The 25,254-nt window shown below is 65.5% G+C and carries 17 protein-coding genes; 5 read left to right on the top strand and 12 right to left on the bottom strand.

Annotation, left to right across the window (positions count from 1 at the left end; translation table 11 throughout):
• The first annotated feature begins 86 nt into the window (after positions 1-86).
• Positions 87-671: an ATP-dependent protease subunit HslV gene (hslV, locus tag LNV28_RS13775; protein ID WP_318013855.1), complete on the top strand. Its 585-nt coding sequence runs from the start codon at positions 87-89 to the stop codon at positions 669-671.
• Positions 668-1,996, top strand: a complete 1,329-nt coding sequence (gene hslU / locus LNV28_RS13770) for an ATP-dependent protease ATPase subunit HslU (protein WP_263519113.1) — start codon at positions 668-670, stop codon at positions 1,994-1,996. Before hslV ends, hslU begins: the two co-directional genes overlap by 4 nt.
• A gap of 115 nt (positions 1,997-2,111) precedes the next feature.
• Here hslU and LNV28_RS13765 read toward each other — a convergent pair whose 3' ends face one another.
• Together LNV28_RS13765 and LNV28_RS13760 are read right to left on the bottom strand one after the other, a co-directional pair.
• A complete protein-coding gene (locus tag LNV28_RS13765) occupies positions 2,112-3,089 on the bottom strand; it encodes a diguanylate cyclase (RefSeq protein WP_263519114.1) in 978 nt (325 codons plus the stop codon).
• Entirely contained in the window at positions 3,086-7,003 is a 3,918-nt protein-coding gene (locus tag LNV28_RS13760; protein WP_263519115.1) for a response regulator, read from the bottom strand. Before LNV28_RS13760 ends, LNV28_RS13765 begins: the two co-directional genes overlap by 4 nt.
• A gap of 291 nt (positions 7,004-7,294) precedes the next feature.
• Between LNV28_RS13760 and LNV28_RS13755 the strand changes: the two genes are divergently transcribed.
• On the top strand, positions 7,295-8,086 hold the full coding sequence (locus tag LNV28_RS13755; RefSeq protein WP_263519116.1) for a potassium channel family protein: 792 nt from the start codon (positions 7,295-7,297) through the stop codon (positions 8,084-8,086).
• On the opposite strand, the gene LNV28_RS13750 is transcribed toward LNV28_RS13755, so the two are convergent.
• The 9 genes from LNV28_RS13750 to LNV28_RS13710 all read right to left on the bottom strand — a co-directional run bounded on the left by LNV28_RS13750 (position 8,087) and on the right by LNV28_RS13710 (position 19,812).
• Complete coding sequence (locus LNV28_RS13750; RefSeq protein ID WP_263519117.1) at positions 8,087-8,866, bottom strand: type III pantothenate kinase; 780 nt, start codon at positions 8,864-8,866, stop codon at positions 8,087-8,089.
• Positions 8,867-8,966: 100 nt separating this feature from the next.
• The gene (gene cobA, locus LNV28_RS13745) at positions 8,967-9,809 is read right to left on the bottom strand and encodes a uroporphyrinogen-III C-methyltransferase (protein ID WP_263519118.1); all 843 of its coding nucleotides are present in this window, start codon (positions 9,807-9,809) and stop codon (positions 8,967-8,969) included.
• On the bottom strand, positions 9,806-12,649 hold the full coding sequence (locus LNV28_RS13740; RefSeq protein ID WP_263519119.1) for a nitrate reductase: 2,844 nt from the start codon (positions 12,647-12,649) through the stop codon (positions 9,806-9,808). Before LNV28_RS13740 ends, cobA begins: the two co-directional genes overlap by 4 nt.
• 4 nt (positions 12,650-12,653) lie before the next feature.
• On the bottom strand, positions 12,654-13,046 hold the full coding sequence (gene nirD / locus LNV28_RS13735; RefSeq protein ID WP_411969973.1) for a nitrite reductase small subunit NirD: 393 nt from the start codon (positions 13,044-13,046) through the stop codon (positions 12,654-12,656).
• A 17-nt stretch (positions 13,047-13,063) separates the two neighbouring features.
• Positions 13,064-15,571, bottom strand: coding sequence for a nitrite reductase large subunit NirB (gene nirB, locus LNV28_RS13730; RefSeq protein ID WP_263519120.1), 2,508 nt, complete (start codon positions 15,569-15,571; stop codon positions 13,064-13,066).
• The gene (locus LNV28_RS13725; RefSeq protein WP_263519121.1) at positions 15,568-16,416 is read right to left on the bottom strand and encodes an ABC transporter ATP-binding protein; all 849 of its coding nucleotides are present in this window, start codon (positions 16,414-16,416) and stop codon (positions 15,568-15,570) included. Before LNV28_RS13725 ends, nirB begins: the two co-directional genes overlap by 4 nt.
• Positions 16,417-16,424: 8 nt before the next feature.
• Entirely contained in the window at positions 16,425-17,330 is a 906-nt protein-coding gene (ntrB, locus tag LNV28_RS13720) for a nitrate ABC transporter permease (RefSeq protein ID WP_263519122.1), read from the bottom strand.
• Positions 17,331-17,387: 57 nt separating this feature from the next.
• A complete protein-coding gene (locus tag LNV28_RS13715; RefSeq protein WP_263519123.1) occupies positions 17,388-18,629 on the bottom strand; it encodes a CmpA/NrtA family ABC transporter substrate-binding protein in 1,242 nt (413 codons plus the stop codon).
• 529 nt (positions 18,630-19,158) lie between these two features.
• A complete protein-coding gene (locus LNV28_RS13710; RefSeq protein WP_263519124.1) occupies positions 19,159-19,812 on the bottom strand; it encodes an ANTAR domain-containing response regulator in 654 nt (217 codons plus the stop codon).
• A gap of 182 nt (positions 19,813-19,994) precedes the next feature.
• Between LNV28_RS13710 and LNV28_RS13705 the strand changes: the two genes are divergently transcribed.
• Positions 19,995-20,879 (top strand): ABC transporter ATP-binding protein, encoded by an 885-nt coding sequence (locus tag LNV28_RS13705; protein WP_263519125.1) that lies wholly within the window; start codon positions 19,995-19,997, stop codon positions 20,877-20,879.
• A gap of 11 nt (positions 20,880-20,890) precedes the next feature.
• Positions 20,891-24,490: an ABC transporter permease/M1 family aminopeptidase gene (locus tag LNV28_RS13700; RefSeq protein ID WP_263519126.1), complete on the top strand. Its 3,600-nt coding sequence runs from the start codon at positions 20,891-20,893 to the stop codon at positions 24,488-24,490.
• A gap of 227 nt (positions 24,491-24,717) precedes the next feature.
• On the opposite strand, the gene LNV28_RS13695 is transcribed toward LNV28_RS13700, so the two are convergent.
• Positions 24,718-25,239, bottom strand: coding sequence for an FKBP-type peptidyl-prolyl cis-trans isomerase (locus tag LNV28_RS13695; protein WP_411969980.1), 522 nt, complete (start codon positions 25,237-25,239; stop codon positions 24,718-24,720).
• Positions 25,240-25,254: the final 15 nt, after the last annotated feature.

The following is a 25,254-nucleotide window of genomic DNA, read 5'->3' as shown; positions in this document are numbered from 1 at the left end:
CTCGGCGAGCGGCACCGACAGCCATGATTGAAACCTGCGGGTCGCATGCTTGAAAGCTGCGACCCGCAGCCCCATCTGGAGCCGCTATGGACTCTTCATACTCCCAGGGCCACAGCGCCCCGCCGTCCTTCCACGGCACCACCATCGTCAGCGTACGCCGGCCCTTGCCCGACGGCCGCATGCAGGTCGCCATTGGCGGCGACGGCCAGGTCACCCTGGGCACCATCGTCGTCAAGGCCAGCGCACGCAAGGTGCGCAAGCTGCACCGCGACCAAGTGCTGGCCGGTTTCGCCGGTGCCACCGCCGATGCCTTCACCCTGTTCGAACGCTTCGAGGCCAAGCTGGAAAAGCACCAAGGCCATCTGGTGCGGGCAGCCGTCGAACTGACGCGCGACTGGCGCACCGACCGCGTGCTGCGCCGCCTGGAGGCCATGCTGGCCGTGGCCGACCGCACGGCCTCGCTGATCATCACCGGCAACGGCGATGTGCTGGAGCCCGAGCTGGGCATCGTCGCCATCGGCTCGGGTGGCGCCTACGCTCAGGCTGCCGCGCGCGCCCTGCTGCAGCACAGCACGCTCACCGCCTCCGAGATCGTCAAGCAGTCGCTGGAAATCGCCGGCGAGATCTGCATCTACACCAACGGCAACCACACCATCGAGGTGCTCGAGTGAGCTCCATGACCCCCCAAGAAATCGTCTCCGAACTCGACCAGCACATCGTCGGCCAGAACGCCGCCAAGCGGGCCGTGGCCATTGCCATGCGCAACCGCTGGCGCCGCCAGCAGGTGGACGACAAGCTGCGCGGCGAAATCACGCCCAAGAACATCCTGATGATCGGCCCCACCGGCGTCGGCAAGACCGAGATCGCTCGCCGCCTGGCTCGCCTGGCCGGCGCGCCCTTCATCAAGGTCGAAGCGACCAAGTTCACCGAAGTCGGCTATGTCGGCAAGGACGTGGACAGCATCATCCGCGACTTGATCGAGACCGCCGTCAAGCAGGAGCGCGAGGTGCAGATGCGCCGCCAGCGTCTGCGCGCCGAGGACGCCGCCGAAGACCGGGTGCTGGACATCCTGGTGCCCCCGGCCCGCCTGGAAGCCGAAAGCAGCAGCCCAGCCCCCGACAGCACCACCCGCCAGATCATGCGAAAGCGCCTGCGTGAAGGCAGCATGAACGACAAAGAAATCGAGCTCGATCTGCTGGAAGCGAAGCCGACCATGGAGATCCTGGGCGGCCAGGGCATGGAGGAGATGGCCGAGCAGATCAAAGGCATGTTTTCGCAAATGGGCGCGGGCAAGAAGAAGACCCGCAAGCTCAAAATCGGCGAGGCACTCAAGCTGCTGGTCGAGGAAGAGGCGGCCAAGCTGCTCAACGAAGACGAGATCAAGACCGCCGCCCTACAGAGCGCGCAGGAGATGGGAATCGTCTTCATCGACGAAATCGACAAGGTCTGCTCGCGCTCTGACACCGGCACCGCTGAAGTTTCGCGTCAGGGCGTGCAGCGCGATCTGCTGCCCCTGGTCGAGGGCACGACGGTCAACACCAAGTACGGCATGGTCAAGACCGACCACATGCTCTTCATCGCCTCGGGCGCCTTCCATCTGGCCAAGCCCAGCGACTTGATCCCCGAGCTGCAAGGCCGCTTCCCGATCCGGGTCGAGCTGGGCTCGCTGTCGGTCGATGATTTCGAAGCCATCCTCAGCAGTACGCATGCCAGCCTGATCAAGCAATACCAGGCCCTGCTGGCGACCGAAGGCGTGACACTGGAGATCACGGCCGAAGGCATTCGCCGCCTCGCCGAGATCGCCTATGACGTCAACGAGCGCACCGAGAACATCGGCGCCCGCCGCCTGGCGACCGTGATGGAACGCCTGCTCGACGAGATCAGCTTCGATGCCCCCAAGCTCGGCGGTCAGACGGTGCAACTCGGTGCTGCCGAAGTCGATGCCAAGCTGGGTGAGTTGTCGCGCAACGAGGACTTGTCGCGCTTCATCCTGTGATCGCTTGAGCGTTTTTTCTTGCCGCGCAAGGGCCGTAGGGCAACACATCCTCTGCGGCCTGCGCAGCGCAGCGTCGTCTCGGGCGGGCGGCGTTCGGCCGAACGTTTTCAGGCCATCAAGCAGCCGTCGAAACAGGGATCTGAGCCGACCTGACTTGCCCTCGCCCACCCGCTTTCGCTTCATAGAGCATGCGGTCGGCTGCATCGACCAAGGCTCTCGGATCATCTCCATGAGCGGGCTGAGCAGCAGCGACGCCAAGACTGATGGTGACGACCGGGGCAACTCCCGAGCCCTCATGCGCAATCGCCAAGGCACGCACGGAAGCTTCAAGTTCCTGCGCTTTGTGAGTGGCACCTTCCAGCGGAGTCTCGGGCAACAGGCAAACAAACTCCTCACCCCCGAACCGGGCCAGCAAGTCAGCAGGCCGCCACATGCGCGACTTCATCGCCGTGGCGACCGAAGACAGGCAATAGTCACCCATCGGATGGCCGTAAATGTCGTTGAATCGCTTGAAAAAGTCCACGTCGATGAAAACCAGCGAGATGGGCAGCGAGCTTCGTGCGCAACGTCGCCATTCCCTGCTCAAGGTGCTGTTGAAGTGCCTCCGATTGCTCAGGCCGGTCAAGGCGTCAGTCCTTGCAATCCGCCGGAGAAGATCCGACTTGGCCTTGAGGCGTAACTGCGTATTGACACGGACCGTCACGATTCTCGGATTGAAAGGCTTGGAAATGAAGTCGGCCGCGCCTGCATCGAGGGCGCGTGCCTCGTCATCGACGCTGCAATTTGCAGTGAGGAATATGACCGGAATATTCTGGGTCTCGGGGTCTTCTTTCAATTGCCTGCAGACCTCCATGCCTGTCATCCCGGGCATCACCATGTCGAGAAGGATGAGGTCGGGCGGATTCACCTTGACCAGGTTCAGTGCCTGGATGCCACTGGTCGCAACGAACACCTCGTGGCTGTCCTTGAAAAGCTGATAGAGCGATTGCAACACCGTCGCCTGATCGTCCACGATCAAGATCGATGCGCGACGCAATGGGACCAAGGCCCCCTCTTCGACTTCGTCTGATAGATCTAGGAAGCCAGATTTCACGGTGCGGTCTTCCTGAGTTGTTGAACGATCTTGGAGGCCATCTGAAAGTCTAGGCTTTCGATTGCAACATCAAGCCCCGCAGTACGCTCGCCAAAGACCTGGCCCAAATCGGAACGCAATGCTTCGAACTCTTCGCTTGCACGCATATTTCCATCACGCAAAAGTGTGTCCAGTTCTTCGAGTCGGCGCTGCAGGTCTTCGGCTGCAATGGAAGGTGTCACGACGGTGGTTTGAGCCACCAAGGGCAGGCATTGGTCCAGGTAGGCGTTGAGCGCATCGACGGACTGACGCACCACCACGTCCATGCTGCGAAGAAGATCATCGATGAAGGACTGCGAGAGCTCACCCGACCCTGCCCGCTGTTCCGCACGGTCCTCTGCTTTGCCTGCGACGTCCGCCAGCAACACAGCGCCCGTCATGCCAGCATTGCCCTTGATGGTGTGCAATATCCGAATGACCGCGGTGCTGTCCCGAGCGGCCTCTTCTCGCAGCTGCTCAGGCAATGATTCAAGCGAGGAGATCAACTTTCGGACGCTGCGTTGCAGCAGGGCATCGCGTCCTCCGAAACGGGCCAGTGCCAAGGGCATGTCCAGCACGGTCTGGCTGCCCTGCGTTTTTTCATCTGATGGTCGGGTCGGAGAGTTGTCAACCGGCGCTGAACTCAAACGCATTGCGTGACGCCGAACGATCTCAACCAACTCCGAAAAGTCAATCGGCTTGCCGATGTGGTCGTTCATGCCTGCATCAAGACAAGCCTGACGGTCGGCCGGCATTGCATTGGCGGTCATTGCGATGATAGGCAGCGCGGCATGACCGAGTTCACGCCGAATTCTGCGGGAGGCCTCGTAGCCGTCCATCTTTGGCATTTGCACATCCATCAACACCAAATCAAACGGCGCTTCCGCTGACCTCACTGCATCCACTGCAGCCTGTCCATCCTCTGCCAGGAAAACTGTGGCGCCCTCGTCACTCAACAACTCGGTCGCCACCTGCTGATTGAGCGGACTGTCCTCGGCCAACAGGATTCTCAAGCCCTTGAGCAAGAGGGCACTGACGTGGCTAGAACGGCGGGCACCTTCGCCATTCGCATTCAACTTGTTGTGGGCCTCGGTCACTGCGTCCAGAAGCATGGCCGGTGTCACCGGCTTGACGAGGAAGCCGTCCAGAGTTCTTCTTGAAAGCTCGGCCTTCTTCGACAGGACTTCGCGACCGTGCGCGGTGACCATGATGAGCACAGGCGGGTTGTTGCTGCCATTACGTCGAATACGCTCGCACACCTCCCATCCGTCCATCTCGGGCATGCGCCAGTCCACCAGAACGACGTCAAAGCTTCGGTCGTTCTCAGCAGCTTCAGCCAGCGCGGCCAAACCCTGCGGTCCGCTGGCCGCCACCTGCATGTGCCAGCCGAACTCGCGCCCATAGACAGATAGCAAGTCGAGCGAAGCCGCGCTATCGTCAATCGCCAGCACCCGCAATGGCAGGGCTGAAGGCGGCTGAGGCTGAGGTTCAGCGTGCGTCTTGGCTCTTTCGAATGTGACTTCAAAGCTGAAACAACTGCCTTTGCCAAGTTCGCTGTGTACGGTCAGCTGCCCCCCCATCAATTCCACAAAGCGCCGGCTGATTGCCAGACCCAAACCCGTGCCACCGAACCTTCGCGTGGTCGAGGCTTCGGCCTGGGAAAAACCTTCAAAGATCGTTTCAAGCTTGTCCGACGGAATACCAATGCCGGAGTCCTGAATCGAAAATCTCGCCGTCACACGCTGCTCATCGCTGGCGATCGAATCGACAGCAATCACCACCTCGCCTCGGTCCGTGAACTTGATCGCATTGCTCGCCAGATTGATCAGAATCTGCTTGAGCCGCAATGCGTCACCGGTGAGTTCGTTTGGAAACTGACTGGCGACCCGGAACAGAACTTCGATGCTCTTTTCACCAACACTGGCCGACAAGACCACCGAGAGATCGTCTAGCAATCGACTGAACTGGAAAGGCTGCGGATCCAGCGTCATCTTGCCGGCGTCAATCTTGGAGAAGTCGAGGATGTCGTTCAGGATCGATAGCAGCGACTTGGCCGCAATCTGTGATTTGTCGACATAGTCGACTTGGCGGGGCGTCAAATCAGTGCGCCGCATCAGCTGGAGCATGCCCAGCACGGCGTTCATCGGTGTGCGCAATTCATGGCTCATATTGGCCAGAAACTGGGCCTTGGCCGCACTCGCAGATTCCGCTTGGCGCGTTCTGAGTTCAAGTTCCTGGTTCATCGATTGCAATGTGAACTGGGCCTGCTTGATCTCGGTGATATCAGCCACCAGCACGAAAAACCCGCGCACCACTTCGCCATCGATGTCCGGTACGTAGTGAGCCCAGGTATAGCCGCTCGACCCATCGGGCTTCACCAGGGTGCGCTCGAAATGCTGCACTTGGCCACGCAGTACTGCGTTGATGTAAGCCTCGTTCTTGGCAAACAATTCCGGGCCCAGCAATTCGCTCATGGAGATGCCGAGCATCTGCTGAGTCGTTCTGCCAAACCACTCTTGATAGGCACTGTTTGAAAATCTGCATTGCAGATTCGTATCCCAATACCCCACCAGACCCGGCAGCACGTCGACAAGGCTGCGCATGAAGCGATCGCGCTCGGCCAACTCGGCTTGCGCTTGCTTGCGTTCAGAAATGTCGAGGTGGGTGCCGACCATCCACTCGGGCTCGCCTCCAAGCAGCCTGGACTTCAGGCTGCCGCGCGCCTGGACCCAGACCCAATGGCCCAGACGATGCCGCATTCTCAGCTCGTGGTCGTAGTACGCGCTCTTGCCTTCAAAGTGGGCCGTCAACGCATCCCTCGCTTTGGCCAAATCCTCAGCGTTGCAAAGCCGCTGCCAGGTCGAAATGTCAATGGGAGCCAATTCGACCAGCGTGTAACCGAGCATGTTCGCCCATCGCTCGTTCAACTTCACCGCCCCAGTTTGAACATTCCACTCCCAGATGCCGGCGCCAGTGCCTTCGATGACCGAAGCCAGGAACTGGCGCTCGGCATTCAATGCCTGCTCGACGGCCATGGCGTCGGTAATGTCCTCGATGGACCCGACAAAGCCAAGCAACGCTTCATCACTCCCACGGACTGGCTTGGCCCAGGCTCGCACGGTACGGATCACATCGGGAGCTGGCTGCACTCGGTAAGTCCGCCGAAAATCCTGGCCCGCCCCCAGGGTCGTGCGCAATTCCTCCAGCACTTGATCACGATCCTCAGGGTGCAGCGTCAGGCTGTATCCGGAACCTAAGCTCTGCGCCAATGTCAGGCCATGAATCTGCTGCCACCGCACATTGGTGTAGGTGCATTCCCCTGCTGGATTGGCGGCAAAAATCCCTAACGGAGATGCATCGCTCAAAGCTCGAAACTTGGCCTCACTCTTGAAGAAGGCCAGGGCATCTCGCCGCCGCTCCAATGCCGCGGTCGCTGCTTGTGCGAGCAGTTTCAAGATGGTGCGCTGATGTTCGCTCAAGTGCCGCGGCTTGCGGTCGATCACGCACAGCGTTCCAACCTTCTCACCACTGCTCAAAGTGAGGCTGGCGCCACAGTAATAGCGAATGTTCGGATCACTGGTGACCAAGGGGTTGCTAGCAAACCTCGGGTCTTCCATCGCGTTGTCGATCTCAAAAAGACCGTCTTCAAGGATGGCGTGCGCGCAAAACGCTACGTCTCGCGGCGTTTGCTCTGCACCTGGCAGTCCGACATTGGCCTTGAACCACTGGCGATCCACGTCAACCAGGCTGACCAGGGAAATGGGCACTTCGCATACGGCGGCGGCGGCCTGCACAAGCGCATCGAACTCCGGCTCAGGCCCTGTGTCCAGGACATTGAGATCGACCAGCGCCTGCAGGCGCTCCGGCTCATTCTTTCCCAATCGAGCAGCAACCATAGCCGTCCTAGTCAAAGTCCACCTGCAATTGCATTATTGATGTGCTGGCGCCTCTGGGGCGCTATATATCCGCTCAGGAAGCCTGCGGCAGGATGCGGCTGAGCAACGCAGGGAGCGCCCAAGTCCATGCGACAGAGCTGCTGCGTTGGGCACGGGTCTGATGTACCTCAGGCGCCAGGCCGGACTCAGCCTCGCTCGCGGCACGAATCCTCCAGCGAGAGCGCTCCGCTCCGCCTCCGCATCTTGTCTTACATCAATTCGCAGCCTGGCCCCGGCGCTTAAGCTCGCGCCATGCCACACCGACTGCCCACCCGAAGCTGGGGCCTGAGCCGGCCCAGCGCCCTCAATGCCGGCGCCGTGCGCGCCGAGAAGTTCTGGCGCTGGCCGGTGCTGGTGGCCTTGATGTGCACGATTCCGGCCTTCTACATCGAGCTGCTGGAATCGCTGCCCACGCCGCTGGCCGTGGCCATCTACCTGGTGGCAGCAGCCCTGGTGACCACCTCGCTCTGGCGGGTGGCACGGCACTGCAGCCATCCGCGCCAATACCTGCGAGGCAATCTGCTCGATCTCTGTCTGGTCGTGCTGCTGCCGGTGGCGGCCTTGATACCGCCCAGCAATGAATCTCAGGCCGCCTTGGCCATCCGCCTGGTGATTGCCATGCTGACCTTGCTGCGCATGGTCTGGGCGGTCAAGAGCTGGGTGACGCGTGGCGGCCTGGGCTATCTGCTCTTGCTGTCCCTGCTGGTGCTGGGCATGTGCGGCGTCGGCTTCTGGGCTTTGGAGCCGCGTGCCAGCACCCTGGGCGACGGCCTCTGGCTGGCCTTCACCACCGCGGCCACGGTGGGCTTCGGTGACATCGTGCCCACCACAGCCGCTTCCAAGATCTTCTCGGTCTTCGTCGTGCTGCTCGGTTATGCCGTGCTGTCTCTGGTCACGGCGGCGATTGCGGCCATGTGGGTGGAGACCTCGGAGCGGCGCATGGAGGAAGACATTTTGCGCGACCTGCACGCGCAGCTGCGCAGCGTGCACCAAGAGCTGGCCGAGCTCAAGGACGAGCTTCGCCAGCGACGCGAGCCAGGCTGACTACAGCGCCAGCCGATGCGACTGCAGCGCCAGCATGCCGTCGAAGATCAGCGAGTCGACCAGCTCGTGCTCGATGTCCAGGGTCGGTGATACCTTCCAGCCGGCACCGCCGGTCATCAGGGTCAAGGGCATGGCGCCCTCGCGCTTCTGCAGGTGGCGATGCATGCGTTCGATGGCGCCGGTGATGGCGTAAGTGCCGCCGCTGGTCAGCGCGTCCGAGGTGTTGGTCGGGAACTCGCGCACCTCGCCGGTGGGCACGCGCAGGCCGGCCGTGCCGCCTTCCAGCGCGCGCAGCATGATGCCGTGGCCGGGCATGATCAGCCCGCCCAGAAAACGCCCGCTGGCATCGAGCGCATCGACCGTCACGGCCGTGCCAATCATCACCACCAGGGCCGCGCGCGCCGGCCGCTCGGCCGTGGCCCGCGCCAGCACATGGGCGCGCGCGCCGATCAAGGCCACGAAGCGATCGGTACCGAGCCGGCCCGGGTGGTCATAGCCATTGGTGACGCCGCCCGCCTGCGCGCTGCTGACCACCCAGCGCGGCTCGATGTCCCAAAGTTCCAGCTGCTCCTCGACACGGCGGCGCACCGCATCCCCGGCCACATTGCAGCCCAGCACGCTGTGCGGCGCCGGCAAGGCGCGCCAGTCGCTGTCGGCCAGCTGGTCGATGTTCTCCAGGAACACAGCCCCATGCGCCAAGAGCACCGCGCCCGGCTGGGGCGAGGCGTAAAGCGCCCATTTCAGGCGCGTGTTGCCGATATCGATGGCAAGAAAGCTCATGGCAAGAAGGGCGACCGCAGACGCAACAGTGGCATTGCGCGCAGCCTACCAGCAGTTTCGGGCTGCTCGCGCGTGCAGACCCTCGGCCGCACAGGAAGCTTCAGGCCTGGCGCAAGCTCCGCTGCAGTTCCACCAGCGGTTTCCCCAACGAATCCGGCTGCAAATCCAGCGGCAAACCCGAGGCTCCAGCATGGGCCTGCAAGACGACGGTGCCGATGACGATGATGGCCGGGCTGGCCAGGCCCTGCTCGCGCACGGTGGTGGCGAGACTCTCCAGGGTGCAGACGGCTTGGCGCTGCTGCGGCGTGTGGGCCGCGGCAATGACGGCCGCCGGTGTGGTGCCGGCCAGGCCTCCGGCGCACAAGGCGGCCACCGTGTCCTCGATGCGGCTCAAGCCCATATAAATGACCAGGCTCAGCCCGCTGCGCGCGAGCGCGGCCCAGTCGGGACCGGCCGGGCCCGCGTCCTGGCCGAGCTCCGGCCGGCTGTGGCCGGTGACAAAAGCCACGCCGGGTGCATGGCGCCGGTCGGTGACCGGAATGCCGATGCTGGCCGGGGAGGCAATGCCGGCGGTGATGCCCGGCAGCACCTCGACAGAAAGGCCGGCGGCGCGCAGCGCATCGACCTCCTCGGCACCGCGGCCGAAGACAAAGGGGTCGCCGCCCTTGAGGCGCAACACGCGCCGTCCGGCGCGCGCCTCGCGGATCATCAGCTCATGGATGAAGCTCTGCTCGGTCGAGACGCAGCCGCCGCGCTTGCCGACCCGCAAGACCCGCGCCGCCGGGTGGGCCAGGGCCAGCACGCGGGCATCGACCAGGTCGTCGCAGAGGATGAGCTCGGCCGCTTGCAGGCGCTTCAAGGCCTGCAGGGTCAGCAGCTCCGGGTCACCGGGGCCGGCTCCGACCAGGCTGACCGGATGCAAGCAAGCAGATGAGTTCTTCATGGCTGAGACTCCAGGCAAGGGGCTGAAGAAACAAGAGCAGGCGCCGTGCTGCGCTCCAGCCGGCGCAGCGCCGGCAGACAGGAGCCGCACTGCGTGCCGCAGGCCAGGGCCTGCTGCAGCGCGGCCAGGCGCTCGGCCGGGCTGCCAGCGCAGCTCGCCAGTTGCGCCCGGATGCGCGCCTCGCTGACATCGAGGCAGTTGCAGACCTGGGGGCTGGGCGCAGCGGCCGGCGGCCCGGCGTCCGAGAGATCGACTTCGGCCGGCTCCAGCAGACGGCGGCCATAGGGTGCAGCCAGGGCCGCACTGCGCCACAGTGCTTGCACCCAAGCGCCCTCACCGACCGAGCCCACCGTCAGGACGGCGCGCAGCCGGGCCTGATGACCGCCCTCGTCCAGCAGCGCCAGGCGGCTGCGACCACGCTGGCCGTCCACATAACGGAGCAGGCGCGCGCCACGCAGGCCGAGCAGATCACCGATGCGCCGCAAAAGCTCCGGCGCCACCGGCGCGGCGCTGGCCGCCTCCAGGCTCCAGCCCTGCAAGCCCTCCTCGGGCGGCAGCCCGGCCGGCGCTGCCACCGGCAGGCAGTGCGCATAGTCGAACTCGGACAGCAGCGCCGACAAGGCCCGACCCACAGTGGCCACCGCATCGCCCGACACCCATGCCGCGGCACTGAGCCGCCAGGGCAGGTCCAGCTTGTGAACGGCCACGGCGGTGAATTTCAGCTCGGGCTGGCGGGAGTCCGGGCAAAAAGCCGGCTGACTCAGCGCATTGACACCCAGCAGCGGCCGGCCCTGGCTGTCCCGCCCGGACACATGGTCCTGGCCCCAGTGCATGGGCAGATCGGCCAGGGTGGGCCGCACGCGGGCATCGCCCTGCACCGCCAAAACCATCTCGCCGCGGCGCGAGCTCAAGCGGACCAGATCACCATCGGCCAGGCCGCGGCGCGGCATGTCCTGCGGATTCAGCCGCAGCAGCGGTCGCGGTTCATGGCCAAACAGACGCGGCACCTGACCGCTGCGGCTCATGCCATGCCAGTGCTCACGCAGGCGGCCGGTGTTCAGGCCCAAGGGGTATTTGGCATCGATCTTGTCGCGCGGCGCCTGCCAAGGCCGGGCGATGAAGCGCGCCCGGCCGTCGGGCGTTGCAAAACGCCCGTCCTGGTACAGCCGGGCCTGGCCGCGCAGGGCGCCGGCCGGAAACGGCCATTGCTGCGGGCCTTGGGCGTCCAGCAAGGCATAGCTGAGGCCACCGATGTCGAGGTCACGGCCCAAGGTAGCGGCGCGGTGCTCCAGCCACAGCTGCTCACTGCGCTCAAACTCGAACAAGCCCGGCCGGCCCGGACGCAGCAGCGGCTCCAGATGCTGGGCCAGATCGCGCACGATCTGCCAGTCCGGCCGCGCCTCGCCGGGCGGCGCGATGGCGGCGCGCACCCGGCTGATGCGGCGCTCGCTGTTGCTGACCGTGCCTTCTTTCTCGCCCCAGCCGGCAGCGGGCAGCAAGACATCGGCATAGGGCGCGGTGGCGGTATCGGCAAAGCAGTCCTGCAGGATGACCAACTCGCAGGCCTCCAATGCGCGCCGCACCAGGGCCTGGTCGGGCATGGATTGAGCCGGGTTGGTGCAGGCGATCCAGAGCGCCTTGATCTCGCCACGCGCAGCGGCCTCGAACAGCTCGACCGCACTCTTGCCCGGCCGCTCCGGCAGCGCGTCCACGCCCCAGAGCGCGGCGATCTCGGCGCGGTGTGCGGCGTCGGCCGGGTCGCGGTGGCCGGGCAGCAGCGTCGCCATGCCGCCGGCTTCGCGCCCGCCCATGGCATTGGGCTGGCCGGTCAGCGAAAAAGGCCCGGCCCCGGGCCGGCCGATCTGGGCCGTGGCCAGGTGCAGATTGATCAGGGCGCTGTTTTTGTCGCTGCCGCTGCTGCTCTGGTTCAGGCCTTGGCAGTAGAGCGACAGGCTGGCCGGGCTGAGCGCGAACCAGCGCGCGGCCGTCAACAGGTCGGCCTCCTGGATGCCGCACAAGCGCGCGGCCTCGCGCGGCGTGTAGCCGCGCGCCAGCTCCTTCAAGGCGGCAAAGCCTTCGGTGTGGGCGGCGATGAAGTCCTCGGCAATCCAGCCTTCCCAGATGCAGGCGTGCAGCAAACCCAGGCAGAGCGCGACATCGCTGCCCGGCAGGATCTGCAGATGCAGATCGGCGAACTCGGCGCTTTCGGTGCGACGCGGGTCGACGACGATGATCTTCATCTCGGGCCGGGCGGCGCGCGCGGCCTCCATGCGACGGAAGAGGATGGGGTGAGCCCAGGCCGGATTGGCGCCGCTGATCAGCACGCAGCCGGCCTGCTCGATGTCCTCATAGCAGCAAGGCGGGGCGTCGGCGCCCAGGCTCTGCTTGTAGCCGACCACGGCCGAACTCATGCACAGGCGCGAGTTGCTGTCGATGTTGTTGGTGCCGACCAGGCCACGCGCCAGCTTGTTGAAGGCGTGGTAGTCCTCCGTCAGCAATTGGCCCGAGATGTAGAAGCCGATCGCATCCGGCCCATGGCTGCGGTGGATCTCGGCCAGGCGCTCGGCCAGGCGCGGCAGGGTCTGATCCCAGCGCTGCGCCTGCGCCGGCGCGCCGCGCTCGGGCCGCCAGGCCGGCTGCAAGAGCCGGCGGCTGCGCTGGATCAGCGGCGTGGCCGTCAGATGCAGGGTGGCGCCCTTGCTGCACAAACGGCCGGCATTGGCCGGATGCTCAGGGTCACCGCGCACGCCGCGGATCTCACCGGCCACGCTTTCGATGATGAGGCCGCAACCGACGCCGCAGTAGGGGCAAGTGGAACGGGTGTCCTTGGCCTCGTTCATGGTTTCAAGCACCGCAAGGCCCGGCCTGCAGCGGCGCGAACTCCAGGCCCAGGCTGTCCAGCTCGCTGCGGCGCAGCCAGACCTCGCCCTCGCGCAATTGCACGCTGAAGCGGGCCGAACAGCCCTGATCGGGCGCCAGGGCCTGGCCGCTGTCCAGGGCAATGGTCCAGTTGTGCAAGGGGCAGGCGACCGCATGGCCGAAGACCAGGCCTTGGCTCAGCGGCCCGCCCTTGTGCGGGCAACGGTCGAGCAAGGCAAACACGCGCTCGTCCGCGGTCCTGAACAAAGCCACGGCCGGCCCTTGCGGGCGCTGCAGCTGGCGCGCGCCGAGCACCGGAATCTCCTTGATGTGGCAGACCCGCGTCCAGTCCGCCGCTTGGGTGTCCATCGTCGTCATTGAGGTCTCCATGGTCTTCATGCCAGCAACTCGAACTGGCGCCGGTCGACCCGCGCCTGATCCAGCTCCACCCAGGGGTCGGGCTCGCCGTCGAGCGCGAACTGCAGCTCGGCCCAGAGGGCGCGCCGGCCCTCGGCATCGTCGAGGATGCGTTGCTTGACGTGGGCCATGCCGACGCGCGCCAGGTAGTGCACGGTGCGCTCCAGATACCAGCCCTCCTTGCGGTAGAGCTGCATGAAGGCGCCGGTGTACTCCAGCACCTCCTCGGCCGTCTTGAGTTTGGTGAAGAACTGCGCCACCTCGGTCTTGATGCCGCCATTGCCGCCGATGTACATCTCCCAGCCGCTGTCCACGCCGATGATGCCCACGTCCTTGATGCCGGACTCCGCGCAGTTGCGCGGGCAGCCCGAGACGGCGAACTTGACCTTGTGCGGCGCGTACATGCGCCACATGGCCCGCTCCAGGGTCTTGCCCATGGCCGTGCTGTCCTGCGTGCCGACCCGGCACCAATCGGAACCAACGCAGGTCTTCACGGTGCGCAAGGCCTTGGCATAGGCGTGACCCGAGGGCATGCCGATGTCCTTCCAGACCGCCGGCAGATCCTCCTTGCGCACGCCCAGCAGATCGATGCGCTGGCCACCGGTGACCTTGACGGTGCGGATCTTGTATTTGTCGACCGCGTCGGCGATGCGGCGCAGCTCGTCGGCCGAGGTCTCGCCGCCCCACATGCGCGGGATCACGCTGTAGCTGCCGTCCTTCTGGATGTTGGCATGGGCGCGTTCGTTGATCAGGCGCGACTGCGGGTCGTCCTGCGCCTCCTTGGGCCAGCTGGAAATCAGGTAGTAATTCAAGGCCGGCCGGCAGCTGGCGCAGCCATTGGGGCTGCGCCAGGACAGCGCCGCGTAGAGCTCATCCAGCCGGGTCAGATGCCGCTCGACAATGGCGTCACGAACCTCCTGATGGCTCAGCTCGGTGCAGCCGCACATCGCTTTTTTGCCGGGCGCGGCGGAGTAGTCCCCACCGGCCGTGGCCATCAGCAGTTGCTCGACCAGGCCGGTGCACGAGCCACAGGAGGCGCTGGCCTTGGTGTGCTTGCGCACATCCTCGATCGTGAACAGGCCCTTGTCCTTGATGGCCTTGCAGATCGCGCCCTTGCTGACCCCATTGCAGCCACAGACCTCGTCGCTGTCGGCCATGGCTGCGGCTCGGTTGTGGCCCTGGTGGCCAACATCGCCAATGTTCGACTCGCCGAACATCAGGCGGTCGCGGATGTCGCTGATCTTGCGGCCCTCGCGCAGCAGCTTGAAGTACCAGCTGCCATCCACCGTGTCGCCGTAGAGGCAGGCGCCGACCAGGCGGTCCGCCTGGATCACCAGCTTCTTGTAGACGCCGGCAAAGGGGTCGCTCATGACGATTTCTTCGGTGCCTTCGCCGCCGCTGAAGTTGCCGGCCGAGAACAGGTCAATGCCGGTGACCTTGAGCTTGGTGCTGGTCTGAGAACCGAGGTAGCGACCCAGCCCCAACTGCGCCAGGTGGTTGGCGCAGACCTTGGCCTGCTCGAACAGCGGTGCCACCAGGCCATAGGCGATGCCGCGGTGCGCCGCGCATTCGCCGACGGCATAAATGCGCGGATCGGTGCGGGTCTGCAGGCTGTCGCTGACGACGATGCCGCGCTCGCACAGCAGGCCGGCCGACTCGGCCAGGGCGGTGTTGGGGCGGATGCCGGCCGCCATGACGACCAGGTCGGCCGGGATCTCGCGGCCGTCCTTGAACTGCACGGCCAGCACGCGCTGCCGGGCTGGGCTTGTTTCACCCTGCGCAGTGCTTGCGGCCGGGCGCTCGGCGATCAGCGCCTGGGTCTGCGCTCCGAGCAGAAAGCGCAGGCCGCGCGCCTGCAGGGACTGGCGCAAGAGATCGCCGGCGGTCTCGTCGAGCTGGCGCTCCATCAGGCTCTCGCCGAGATGGACCACGGTCACTTGCATGCCGCGCAGCATCAGCCCGTTGGCCGCCTCCAGGCCCAGCAAGCCGCCGCCGATGACGACCGCATGCTGGTAGCGTGCCGCGGCCGCAATCATGGCCTCGGTGTCGGCGATGTCGCGGTAGGCCAGCACGCCGTCCAGGTCCTTGCCCGGAATCGGCGGCACGAAGGGCACGGAGCCGGTGGCGATCAGCAGACGGTCATAGGGCGCCTCGCTGCCGTCGCTGGCCGTGACCACGCGCCGCAGGCGGTCGATCGCGGTGACCGTCTTGCCCAGATGCAGGGTGATGCCGTTCTCGACATACCAGTCCAGCGGGTTGAGGATGATCTCGTCCAGCGTCTGCTCGCCGGCCAGCACCGGGCTGAGCAGGATGCGGTTGTAGTTGGGATGGGGCTCGGCGCCAAAGACGGTGATGTCATAGAGATCGGGCTCCAGCTTGAGCAGTTCTTCCAGCGTGCGCACGCCAGCCATGCCATTGCCGATCAGCACCAATCGCAGCTTCCTGGCCGCGGGCTTGAGCCCGGCGTTCGGGGTTGGGGCGTTCATGCGGCACGCTCCACAGGGGCATGGCGGGTGTAGAGAAAATCGATCACCGCCTTGCGCGCACGCGCATACGCGGGCTGCTCGGCCAGGGCCACACGCTCGCGCGGTCGTGGCAGGTTCACGTCCAGGATCTCGCCGATGGTGGCGGCAGGGCCGTTGCTCATCATGACGATGCGGTCCGACAGCAGCACGGCCTCGTCGACATCGTGGGTCACCATCACCACCGTGCTCTGGGTGCGGGCCACGATCTTGAGCAGCTCGTCCTGCAAATGGGTGCGGGTCAGCGCATCGAGCGCGCCGAAAGGCTCATCCATCAACAAGACCTTGGGTTCCATGGCCAGCGCACGGGCGATGCCGATGCGCTGCTTCATGCCGCCCGAGATCTCCTGCGGCCGCTTCTGCGCCGCGTGGGCCATGCCGACCAACTCCAGCGCCGCCTGGCTGCGTTCCTGCAGGCGCGCGCGCGACTCGCTCTTGCCGAACACCGCATGCACGCCCAGCAGCACATTGTCGAAACAGCTGAGCCAGGGCAGCAGCGAATGGTTCTGGAACACCACGGCGCGCTCGGGGCCGGGCTCACGGATCTCGCGGTTGTCGCACAACAGCACACCGGCGCTGGGCTGCAGCAGGCCGGCAATCAGATTGAGCAGGGTCGACTTGCCGCAACCCGAATGGCCGATCAAGGTGAGGAACTCGCCGCGCCGAACCTGCAGATGGATGTTCTGCAGGGCGTGGAAGCTGCCCTTGCGGCTGTGGAACACCATCTCGGCGCCCTGCACCTCGATGAAGGGCCGGGTACTGTGGGGCTCGGGCGAGGCCAGCTCGGGCCGTGCAATGTATGTGTTCATGGTGAGACTCACTCCTCGAAACTGAAGCGGCGGGCCACAGCCATCAGCGCCCATTCCAGGGCCAGGCCGACGATGCCAATGACAAAGATGGCGACGATGATGTGTTTGACATTGAGGTTGTTCCACTCGTCCCAGACCCAGAAGCCAATGCCGACGCCGCCGGTCAGCATCTCGGCCGCGACGATGACCAACCAGGCCGTGCCCACCGACAGGCGCACGCCGGTCAACACATGGGGCAGCACGGCCGGGAACAGGATCTGCGTGAACACCCGCCACTCGGACAGCTTGAGCACCCGGGCCACGTTCAGATAGTCCTCCGGCACCCGCTGCACGCCGGCGGCGGTGTTGACCACCATGGGCCAGATCGAGCAGATGAAGATGGTCCAGATCGCGGCCGGGTTGGCGCTCTGGAAGACCAGCAGGCCGATCGGCAACCAGGCCAGAGGCGAGACCGGCTTGAGCAGGCTGATCAGCGGCGCCACCATGCGCTGGGCAAACTGGAAGCGCCCGATCACAAAGCCCAGCGGTATGCCCACCGCTGCGGCCAAACCAAAGCCCAGCGCCACCCGCTGCAGCGAGAACAAGATGTTCCAGCCTATGCCCTGGTCATTGGGGCCGCGGCTGTAGAAGGGGTCGGAGAAGAGTTTGACGGCGGCCTCGAAGGTGGCCAGCGGCGTTGGGAAGGGCCCGCCCGCCTTCTGCGTGGCCAGAGCCCAGAAACCCAGCAGCAGGGCCAGGCCCAGCAGAGGCGGCAGCAGACGCAGCGCCAGTTCGCGGCCGTCGACGCCGGGGCGCGGTGCGGCCTTGGCCGGCGCCGCAGCGGCCGCCGGGGCTGCCGGGGCCGCAAGTGCGGGGGCGGCCGGCGGGGCGTCGGCGAGCAGCTCGCCGGGTGAATGAAAGACAGCGCTGACCATGGCATGGTCCTCCGGGTTGATCGCAGAAAAGAAAGGGATCAGGGATCAGATCAAGGCTCAGGCCTTGATCTTGAAACCGTCGGCATAACGGGCCGGGTCCCGGCCATCCCAGACCACACCGTCAATCAGCTTGGCGCTGCGCATCACGTCCTTGGGCGTGTTGATCTTCAAGGCCCCGGCCGCCTCGCGGTAGAGCGCGACTTGGTTGATCTGGCGAGCGACGTCCAGATAGTCCGGATGCTCCTTGATCAGGCCCCAGCGCTTGTGCTGGGTCAGGAACCACATGCCGTCGCTGAGGTAGGGGAAGTTGACCGCCCCATCGCGGAAGAACTTCATGTGGTTGGGGTCGTCCCAAGTCTTGCCCAGGCCGTTTTGGTAGCGACCCAGGATGCGCTGGTTGATCGCGTCCACGCCGGTGTTGACATAGGACTTCTCGGCGATGGTCTCGGCCATCTTCAGCTTGTTGCTGAGGCTGGCATCGATCCAGCGGCTGGCTTCCAGCACGGCCATGATGACGGCACGCGCCGTGTTCGGGTACTTGCGGGCAAAGTCGCCGCTGCAGGCCAGCACCTTCTCCGGATGGTCGGTCCAGATCTCCTGGGTGGTCGCAGCCGTGATGCCGATGCCGTCCATGATGGCGCGGTGGTTCCAGGGTTCGCCGACACAGAAGCCGTCCATGGCCGAGGCGCGCATATTGGCCACCATCTGCGGCGGCGGCACGGTGATGACCTTGGCCTCCTTCAGCGGATGGATGCCGTGCGCCGCCATCCAGTAATACAGCCACATGGCGTGGGTGCCGGTCGGGAAGGTCTGAGCAAAGGTGCGTGCGTCATCGGGGCCGCGCTTCTCGGCCGCCATCAGCTTGGACAGCGAGGCGCCATCGACCGCGCCCTTGTCGGCGAGCTTGCGCGACAAAGTGATGGCCTGGCCGTTCTGGTTCAGCGTCATCAGCACGGCCATGTCTTTCTTCGGGCCCGCCACGCCCAGGTGAACGCCGTAGACCAGGCCGTAGAGCGCATGCGCCATGTCCAACTCGCCATTGACCAGCTTGTCGCGCACGCCGGCCCAGGAGGCTTCCTTGCTGGCGACGATGCGCACGCCGTACTTCTTGTCAAAACCCAGCACCGAGGCCATCACCACCGAGGCGCAATCGGTCAGCGGAATGAAGCCGATGCGCACCTCCTCTTTCTCGGGCTTGTCGGAGCCGGCGGCCCAGGCCTGGATGCTCAGGCCGCTGCCCGCCGTACCGACGGCCGCGGCCGCGCCGCTGACCAGCAGCTTGCGTCTGTCTTCACTCATCAAACCGACTCCTGTTGCGGTGGCGCTTTGGGCTGCGTCGCCGGGGTGTTGCTGCGCCTGCGTCTTCTCAAGCAAGTGAAGGGCCGCTCCCGAATTTGCTTGCCCCCGTCGGGGGGCCTGACGCGCAGCGGCAGGTCTGGGGGCGCTCTGTGGCTGCTGGCGGGGTTTGCCGAATCGCATGGTCTGGCTCCGTCACTGAATGAACATGTAGAAAGAAAAAAGGAAACGAAAAAAGGCGTCGCGATCCGCCGCAAGCCCGACCCCGATGAAGGGAGCGGTTTGGGGACATGGATCGGACGCCTTTGTCCGGGACCTGCAGGCGGTGCAGCCTGCGGTTCCTACGTTCGTGAATACAAAATTCGTACGTGTCGCGGGCCTGCGCCGTTGCAGGCCCGCAGTCCGTATCTAGCAGAACTCGTGCCAGCAGCCTTTGCCCGGAGGGAACGGCGCCATGTGCACGTTTCGAAGGCAGAGCGCGGCCTCTTCACGCCACATTGGTGCGAGCGCGCCCCAAAGGGTGGCCGCCAGCTCAGCCTGGCCGCAGCAGCGATTGCGCGTCGATGATGCGCTCGGCCACCTCGGCCAAGGCCTGGCCGCGGTCCATGGCCAGGCGGCGCAGGCGCTTGTAGGCAGCGTCCTCGTCCAGGCCCAGCTCGCTCATCAGAATGCCCTTGGCGCGCTCGATACCCTTGCGCGCGCTGAGCTGGGCTTGAGCCCGGCTCAGCTCCTGGCGCAGGGCCAGGTCTTGCTCGAAGCGGGCGATCGCCACCTGCAGCACCGAGGCCAGGCGCTCCGGCTGCAGGCCGGCCACCACATAGGCACTGACCCCGGCCTTCAAGGCCCGGTGCATGGGTGCGCTGCTGGCGTCCTCCGAGAACATCACCACCGGGTGCGGCAGCTGGGCCGAGAGCGTGGCCAGGTTTTCCAGGGTGTCGCGGGTCGGCGATTCGCTGTCGACGATGACGACATCGGGCTTGAGCCGCAGCACGCAGTCATGGATCAGGGTGGCCTGTTCGATCACGCCGACCACCTCGCAGCCGCGCCGCACCAGTTCCTCGCGGATCAGTTGCACGCGGTGGGCGCCGTCATCAATGAGGAGCACGCGCAAGCCCAGCTCGGGCAGGGGGGCGCCGGGTTCATCCGTCGGCGGGGAGGTCAAGGGTGCGGTGGAATCGATGGACATGGCTGCGGCTTGGATGAACGAGCGCTTGCAAGCATCGTGCCCATGGACGGCGCTCTGCAGTTCATCCCGCGGATTCGCCGCCTGCTCGCAAGCCGCTGGCCGCGGCAGGCACGGGCCGCCACACTGCGCCCAACCCTCTTCGTCATGCCATCGCCGGCGCCTCCGCCGCTCCAAGGAAGACCATGCTGCAAATCCGGGCCCTGAGCCACACCTACCCCAATGGCACCGTCGCACTCGACGATGTGAATCTCGACATCCCCACCGGCATGTTCGGCCTGCTCGGCCCCAACGGCGCCGGCAAGTCCTCGCTGATGCGCTGCATCGCCACGCTGCAAACACCGAGCGCCGGCCGCATCCGCTTCGATGACATCGATGTCATCCAGCAGCCCGAGCGCCTGCGCGCCACCCTGGGCTACTTGCCGCAGGACTTCGGCGTCTACCCGCGCGTGTCGGCGCTGGAGCTGCTGGACCACCTGGCCGTGCTCAAGGGCATGAGCGACAAGGCCGAGCGGCGCGAGACGGTCGAGACCCTGCTGGCCCAGGTCAACCTCTGGGGCGTGCGCAAGAAGGCCGTGGCCGGCTTTTCGGGCGGCATGCGCCAGCGCTTCGGCGTGGCCCAGGCCTTGATCGGCCAGCCGCGCTTGATCATCGTCGACGAACCGACGGCCGGCCTGGACCCCGAGGAGCGCAACCGCTTCAACAATCTGCTGGCCGCCATCGGCGAACAGGTGGTGGTGATCCTGTCCACCCACATCGTCGAGGATGTGGCCGACCTGTGCCCACGCATGGCCATCCTGTCCGGCGGCCGCATCGTCCTGAGCGGCGCGCCGCAGGAGCTGATGCGCAGCCTGGCCGGTCGGGTCTGGCGCCGCCGCGTCAGCGCGGCCGAGCTGCCGCGCATGCAGATGGAGCACCAGCTGATCTCGCACCGCCTGCGCGGCGGCGACACCGTCATCCATGTGCTGGCCGACGCCGCACCCGAGGCGGGCTTCGAGCCGGTCAGCGCCGATCTGGAGGACCTGTACTTCGCCACCTTGACGGCTTCGCGCCAGCGCGCCGGCGCCTGAGGACGGCCATCATGATGATGATGAAACACATCGCCGCCTTCGAGGCACGCTACCAGCTGCGCTCGCCCCTGTTCGTGCTGAGCTTCGTGATCTTCTTTCTGCTCAGCTTCGGCGCCATCACCTCGCCCGACATCCAGATCGGCGGCCCCAAGGGCAGCACCCATCTGAATGCGCCGCACGCCATCTTGATGACCGTGGCCCTCATGCACATGATGGCGCTGTTCGTGGTCTGCGCCTTCGTCGCCAATGTGGTGATCCGCGATGAGGAGTTCGGCTTCGCCGCCCTGCTGCGCGCCACTCGGGTCAGCAAGTTCGACTACCTGGTCGGCCGCTTCCTCGGCGCCATGGGCGTGGCCTTTCTGGTCACCCTGGCCGTGCCCCTGGCGATTGCCATCGGCTCGCAGATGCCCTGGCTCGATGCGGAACAGCTCGGTCCCTTCGTGCTGCAGCACTATCTCTATGCCCAGCTGGTGATCGGCCTGCCCAGCCTGCTGCTGGCCGGCACGGCGCTGTTCGCCTTGGCGACGCTGACGCGCTCAATGATGTGGAGCTATGTCGGCGCGGTCGCCCTGCTGGTGCTTTACGGCGCCTCGCGTGCCTTGCTGCGCGACCCCAGCCTCGATGCGGCGGCCTCGCTCAGCGACCCTTTTGCCCTGAGCACCCTGGGCCGAGTCACCAAGTACTGGACCACCGCCGACCGCAACAGCCTGCTGCCGCCATTTGAGGGTCTGCTGCTGCAGAACCGCCTGATCTGGCTCGGTGTGTCGGCGCTGCTGTTCGGCCTGGCCTATCGCGGCTTCAGCTTCGAGCCGCGCGCCGCACGGCTCAAGCCCGCAAGCCAGACGCAGGCCGAGGCTGCCGCGCCAGCCGCCAAGCCGCTCGCGGCGCCGCGCCACGGTGCGGCCGCCAGCCGCGCCCAGTTCTGGGCCCTGGCGCGCTTTGACATGCGTTTCGTCTTCAAGAGCCCGGCCTTCTTCGTGCTGTTGGCCATGGGCGTGGCCAATGCCTTGGCGTCTCTGATGATGACCGTCACCGAGCGCGGCATCGACTACTTTCCGGTCACGCGCAGCGTGGTCGAGGCCCTGGCCGGCAGCTTCAGCCTGATCCCCATGCTGGTGGCGATCTACTACGCCGGCGAGCTGGTCTGGCGCGACCGCGAGCGCCGCATGCACGAGATCATCGACGCCAGCGCGGCGCCGAACTGGGCCTTTCTGGCACCCAAGGTGCTGGCCATCACCGGCGTGCTGCTGGGCTGCTACCTGGTGGCCATGCTGACCGGCATGGGCTTCCAGCTGGCCCATGGCTACACCCATCTACAAATCGATGCCTACCTGCTCTGGCTGGTGCTGCCGGGCCTGGTCACCATGCTGCTGCTGGCCATTCTGGCGATCTTTGTCCAGGCCCTGGTGCCGCACAAGTTTGTCGGCTGGGCGGTGATGCTGGTCTTCATGGTCTCCAGCATGGTGATGTCCAGCCTGGGCCTGGAGCACAAGCTCTACAACTATGCGGACACGGCGAACGTGCCCTTGTCCGATATGAACGCCATGGGCCGCTTCTGGATCGCCCGCGCCTGGCACCAAGCCTACTGGCTGGCCTTCGGCCTGATGCTGCTGGTGGCCAGCCACCTGATGTGGCGCCGTGGCGTGGAGACCCGGCTGCGCCCGCGTCTGGCCCAGCTGCGCCAACGCCTGGCCGGCCCTGCAGGGCTGCTGCTGGCCGCCGCCTGCCTGGCCTGGCTGGGCAGCGGCGCCTGGATCTTCTACAACAGCAATGTGCTGAACCGCTACGCGACCAAGGACGATGCCGAGCGCCTGGCCGCCGACTACGAAAAAGCGCTCTGGGCCTTTGCCTCGCGGCCCCAGCCGACCATCACCGATGTGAAGCTCAAGGTCGAGCTTTTCCCCCGGGAGACCCGCGCCGACACCGAAGGTCGCTACGAGCTGGAGAACCGCAGCGGAAAGGCGCTGGACCGCATCCATGTGCAATGGCCGCAGGCGCTGCAGATGCGAACGCTGGAACTCGACGGTGCCGTGCTTGAAAAAGACTACCCGCAGTTCCACCACCGCATCTACAAGCTGAGCACGCCCATGCAGGCCGGCGAGCGCCGCCAGCTTCGCTTTGCCACACGCCTAGAAGAGCGCGGCTTTGTCAACCATGACCCGCTGACCCGCATCGTCGCCAACGGCAGCTTCCTCAACAACGCCAGCATCAGCCCGCAGCTGGGCGTGCCTCAAAGCGTGCTGCTGCAAGACCGCAGCAAGCGCCGCAAGCATGGCTTGGTGCCAGACATGCGGCCGCCGCTGCTGGAAGACGACAGCGCCAATGCCCACAACTACCTGCGCCGCGACAGCGACTTCGTCAATGCCGAGATCAGCTTCAGCACCGACGCCGACCAGACGCCAGTGGCCCCGGGCATGACGGTCAGCGACCAGAGCCACGACGGCCGCCGCACCTTGGTGACGCGCAGCGAGGTGCCGATTGCGCATTTCTTCTCCCTGCAATCGGCCCGTTATGCGCTCAAGGAATCCAGCTGGACCGGGCCGGATGGCCGAGCCGTCCAGCTGCAGGTGTTCTATCATCCGGAGCATGTGGCCAATGTGCAGCGCATGCTTGACGGCATGAAGGCCTCGCTGGAGGTATTCAGCCAACAGTTCGGCCCCTATCCCTTCCGCCACGCCCGCATCATCGAGTTCCCGGCCTACGAGCGCTTTGCCCAGGCTTTTGCCGGCACGGTGCCATTCTCGGAAAGCATCGGCTTCATCCAGAACTTCAAGAACGACGCCGAGCACAAGATCGACCTGGGCAGCTTTGTCACCGCCCACGAGATGGCGCACCAGTGGTGGGGCCACCAGGTCAATGGCGCCGACAAGCAAGGCATGACCCTGCTGACCGAATCCTTCGCCCAGTACTCGGCCATGCTGGTGATGGAGAAGCTCTACGGCAAGGAACAGATCCGCCAGTTCCTCAAGTTCGAGCTGGACCGCTATCTGCGCGAGCGCGGCAACGAGCTGATCGAAGAGTTGCCCCTGGCCCGGGTGGAGAACCAGGCTTACATCCACTACCGCAAAGGCGCGGTGGTCATGTATTCACTCAAGGAGCTGGTCGGCGAAGCGCCCGTCAACCGGGCGATGCGCAAGCTGATCCAAGAATTCGGCTTCAAGGGCGCGCCCTATGCCGACAGCCGCGACTTCCTGCGCCTGCTGCGCGCCGAGGCCGGGCCCCAGCATGAAGCCTTGATCCAGGACCTGTTCGAACGCATCACCCTGTTCGACCTCAAGGCCAGCGAAGCGACGGCCACGAAGCGCAGTGATGGCCGCTATGAAGTCAGCTTCCGGGTCGACGCTCGCAAGGTCTACGCCGACGGCAAGGGCAAAGAGACCGAGGCTGTGCTCGACGAAGCCTTCGACATCGGCGCCTTCACCGCAGAGCCCGGCAAGCCGGAATTCCAGCGCAACTCGGTGTTGAAGATGGAACGCCAGCGGCTCAAGTCGGGCTCACAGCAGATCCACTTGCTGTTGGACCGCCTGCCCAGCTTCGTCGGCGTGGACCCGTACAACCTGCGCATCGACCGCAACTCGGATGACAACCTGACGCCGGTGAAGCTGCGCTGAGGCGAATTTATGGCTGTGTTGGCCGGGGCTGCAATCGGCACGGAGCCGTCGTTCGCGGAGAAGCTTCAGCACGCAGAGTTCGCAGAGGACCGCAGAGGACGCTGAGAACACAATCCTCGCTCTTCTTCTCTCTCTGCGATCTCTGCGAACCTCCGCGCACTCTGCGTTCGTATTCAAATCTCAGCGAACGACGGCTCTGTGCCGAATCCAGCCGCCCCCGACCACGATCAAGGCGCCACGATATCCAGCAGCTCGACCTCAAACTGCAGGTCGCTGTTCGGCGGGATCACGCCGCCGCCGGCGCCGCGCTCACCGTAGGCCAACGCCGAGGGGCAATGCAAGCGAGCTTTGCCGCCGACCTTCATCAGCTGCACGCCTTCGGTCCAGCACTTGATCACACGACCCAGCGGGAACTCGGCCGGCGTGCCGCGCTTGATCGAGCTGTCGAATTCGCGGCCATCGAGAAAAGTGCCGACGTAATGCACGCGCACCTTGTCGGCTGCCGTCGGATGGGCGCCGGTGCCAGTGCGAAGCTCTTCATAACGCAGGCCTGAAGCGGTGAGCACCGGGGCCGGCGCCGCTACAGGTGCCGCTGCCGATGCTGCAGCAGCAGCAGCAGTGGCAGCCGCTGCGGCCGCGCCGGTGGCGGCGACGGCTGCGGCCTTCTTGCTGTCTGCGGCCTTTTTGACGACCTTCTTGACCGCCGGCTTGGCCGGCTCTTCGGCGGCCCGGGCCGGCTGAAGGGCCAAGCTCAGGCTCAAGGC

The sequence above is a fragment of the Paucibacter sp. DJ2R-2 genome (assembly GCF_025717675.1).
Lineage (GTDB): Bacteria > Pseudomonadota > Gammaproteobacteria > Burkholderiales > Burkholderiaceae_C > Paucibacter_A.
Note: the sequence above shows the minus strand (reverse complement) of the source record. Positions and strands in the feature narration are given on the sequence as shown.